Annotated in this window: 2 protein-coding genes and 1 pseudogene; all 3 read left to right on the top strand. The window is 72.9% G+C overall.

The features are described from left to right. Nucleotides 1–379, top strand: a 379-nt coding sequence (locus BJF79_RS56400; protein ID WP_158079409.1) for a hypothetical protein, incomplete at its 5' end; no start/stop codon positions are given. 145 nt (nucleotides 380–524) lie between these two features. Then, on the top strand, nucleotides 525–1,361 hold the full coding sequence (locus tag BJF79_RS37165; RefSeq protein WP_262403138.1) for an isoprenyl transferase: 837 nt from the start codon (nucleotides 525–527) through the stop codon (nucleotides 1,359–1,361). A 228-nt stretch (nucleotides 1,362–1,589) separates the two neighbouring features. After that, nucleotides 1,590–2,588, top strand: a pseudogene (locus BJF79_RS37160) (PhoH family protein); the annotation flags it as partial.

The following is a 2,588-nucleotide window of genomic DNA, read 5'->3' as shown; positions in this document are numbered from 1 at the left end:
GGACCCCGCCGCACGGGACGGCGCCGCGGTCCGCGACCCCGAGCTGTTCGCGTTCCGCTACGCGACGCGGCGACGTGCTGAGCACCGGCGAGCTGCGCTGCACCGTCCGGACGTCCGGCTCCGGGGTCGGGCGGCAGCAGTCGGCCGCCGGGCGCTGGCGGGTCGCGCGGCGCGCGGTGCTGGAGGCGTGGGGCGCGGGCGGCCGCGGCGTCCGCGCGTCCTCACCTCGACCGAGCTGGTCCGGTTCCTGGACGGCCTGCTCGCCGAGGCCGACCGCCTGCAGCGGCGCCCGCCGTCCCGCCGCACCGGTCCGATCCCGTCCGTGCAGAGCTTGGCCGGAGCGGGACGAAACGGTCGAAATCGCCGTCCGGGGCGCTAGCCTCATAGCGGACGGACGGCCGGAGAGGTATCGCCGCCGCGCCATAATTGAGCGTCCTTCCCGCACGGGACGGCCGCTCGAAGGGACGCCCAGCATGGGGATTCGGCGAACGTACAGGAAACGGGACGGCGCACGCGGAGACCGGGTGCGCGAGCGCCTCGCGGGCGCCGGGACCGGCGACGGCCCGCTCACCACCGCGGTCCGCCGCAGCGGCCCGTACGCGGCGTTCCGCGACGTCGTCTACCGGATGTACGAGCGCCGCGTCGAGTCGTCCCTGCCCACCGACGTCGTCCCGCGCCACATCGGGGTGATCCTGGACGGGAACCGGCGCTGGGCCCGCGCCATGGGGCTCGCCGACGTCAGCACCGGGCACCGGGCGGGCGCCCGGAAGATCTCCGAGCTGCTGCACTGGAGCACCGAGGCGGGCGTGGAACTCGTCACGCTGTGGCTGCTGTCGACCGACAACCTCAACCGGCCCCCGGACCAGCTCGAACCGCTGCTGCGGATCATCGAGAACACCGTCCGCGGCCTGGCCGCCGAGGGATGGCACGTCAAGCCGGTCGGCGCACTCGACCTCCTTCCCGACGAAACCGCCCGTGTCCTGAAGGACGCGGCCGAAGCCACATCAAATGCCCCCGGCCTGATTGTGAACGTCGCAGTTGGGTATGGGGGTAGGCGTGAGATCGCTGATGCGGTGCGCTCTCTGCTCGTCGAGCAGGCGAGCCGTGGCACCAGCATCGAGGAACTCGCCGAGTCCCTCGACGTGGAGCACATCGCGGAGCATCTCTACACGCGCGGCCAGCCGGATCCCGACCTGGTCATCCGCACGTCGGGAGAGCAGCGTCTCTCCGGCTTCATGCTCTGGCAGAGCGCCCACTCGGAGTTCCACTTCTGCGAAGTCCATTGGCCGGACTTCCGCAAGGTGGACTTCCTGCGGGCAATGCGCTCGTATGCCGCGCGGCACCGGCGCTACGGTACCTGACGGTCGGCCTCCGACCCCCACCGCCCAAGGCCGTCCCCGGACCGGGGGACACGGCCGCTCGGGGGCGGACTGTTGCGCCACCGGTAGTTCCCCCAAAGTCAGGGAGATCGAGTGGCCACAACCTCCGCGCGCCGTCCCGGCCAGCCCGGGGACAAGACCGGAACGCCCGTTCCGGCCCGGCGCACGTACGTCCTCGACACCAGCGTCCTGCTCGCCGACCCGGGGGCGATGACCCGGTTCGCCGAGCACGAGGTCGTACTCCCCATCGTCGTCATCTCCGAGCTCGAGGCCAAGCGGCACCATCCCGAGCTCGGGTACTTCGCCCGGCAGGCGCTGCGCACCCTGGACGACCTGCGGCTCGCGCACGGCCGGCTGGACGAGCCGCTGCCGATCGAGGGCCCGGACGGCGACGTCGGCGGCACCATCCGCGTCGAGCTGAACCACTCCGACCCGAGCGTCCTGCCGGACGGCTTCCGCCTCGGCGACAACGACACCCGGATCCTGTCGGTGGCCGGGTGGCTCGCGCACGAGGGCCGCGACGTCGTCCTGGTCTCCAAGGACCTGCCGATGCGGGTGAAGGCGTCCGCCGTCGGCCTGGCCGCCGAGGAGTACCGCGCCGAACTCGCCGTCGTCGAGTCCGGCTGGACCGGGATGCGGGAGCTGGAGCTGCCGGGCGGCGTCGTCGACGACCTGTTCGACGCGGGCACCGCCGACATCGAGGAGGCGCGCGACCTGCCGTGCCACACCGGGCTCCGGCTGCTGACCGAGCGCGGTTCGGCGCTCGGCCGCACGCTGCCGGACAAGTCGGTGAAGCTGGTGCGCGGCGACCGGGAGGTGTTCGGGCTGCGCGGCCGGTCCGCCGAGCAGCGGATCGCGCTCGACCTGCTCATGGACGAGGACGTCGGCATCGTCTCGCTCGGCGGCCGCGCGGGCACCGGCAAGTCCGCGCTGGCGCTGTGCGCGGGCCTGGAGGCCGTGCTGGAGCGGCGGCGGCACCGCAAGGTCGTCGTGTTCCGCCCGCTGTACGCGGTCGGCGGGCAGGAGCTCGGCTACCTGCCCGGCTCGGAGAACGAGAAGATGTCGCCGTGGGCGCAGGCCGTCTACGACACGCTGTCGGCGGTCACCACCCCGGACGTCATCGAGGAGGTCCTCGACCGGGGGATGCTGGAGGTGCTCCCGCTCACGCACATCCGCGGGCGTCGCTGCACGACTCGTTCGTCATCGTCG

Source organism: Actinomadura sp. CNU-125, assembly GCF_001942465.1.
Lineage (GTDB): Bacteria > Actinomycetota > Actinomycetes > Streptosporangiales > Streptosporangiaceae > Spirillospora.
This window is presented reverse-complemented; position numbering and strand designations above follow the sequence as displayed.